Annotated in this window: 1 protein-coding gene; it reads left to right on the forward strand. The window is 47.0% G+C overall.

Features of this window, described 5'->3' with window-relative positions:
- Window positions 1-78: 78 nt before the first annotated feature.
- Window positions 79-264, forward strand: a 186-nt coding sequence (locus tag SB764_RS41205) for a hypothetical protein (RefSeq protein WP_410866926.1), incomplete at its 3' end; no start/stop codon positions are given.

Here is a 264-nt window from a genome sequence, read left to right on the forward strand (position 1 = left end):
GTGTGAAGAAGGAGCAAGTTTTTTCGTGTACCGGAAAAAACTTGCTCCTTTTTTATTTTATAGAAAGAAGGTGAGCGCATGAAGGTAACAGAAGCCGACAAAATTAAATCGGACTTTAAGTCCTCCGACGTCGCGGGCGATACCGTGGCGGCTAAGGACTCGCAAGGCGAGTCCCAGGAAAAAGCGTCTCAAGCGACATCAGAGGACTTAAAGTCCGATTTAGTTCTCAATTATGACGTGCAGCGCACACCGGAGACTCAAATC

This window comes from Paraburkholderia sp. SIMBA_027 (assembly GCF_046535315.1).
In the GTDB taxonomy this organism is placed as follows: domain Bacteria; phylum Pseudomonadota; class Gammaproteobacteria; order Burkholderiales; family Burkholderiaceae; genus Paraburkholderia; species Paraburkholderia tropica.